The following is a 217-nucleotide window of genomic DNA, read 5'->3' as shown; positions in this document are numbered from 1 at the left end:
GCTGGAGGTGCGCGAGCTCCTGGCCAAGTACGACTTCCCGGGCGACGACATCCCGATCGTGAAGGGCTCGGCGCTGGCGGCGCTGGAGAACAAGACGCCTGAGATCGGCCACGACGCCATCCTGAAGCTGATGGAGGCGGTCGACAGCTACATCCCGCAGCCGGAGCGTCCGAAGGACCAGCCCTTCCTGATGCCGGTGGAGGACGTGTTCTCGATC

Annotated in this window: 1 pseudogene; it reads left to right on the top strand. The window is 65.9% G+C overall.

Annotated features, from left to right (window positions below):
• Nucleotides 1-217: pseudogene (gene tuf / locus ACYVO7_RS25880) on the top strand (elongation factor Tu); the annotation flags it as partial.

Source organism: Alsobacter sp. SYSU BS001988 (assembly GCF_054796215.1).
The sequence above is the reverse complement of the archived record's forward strand: the minus strand, read 5'-3'. Positions and strand labels throughout refer to the sequence as shown.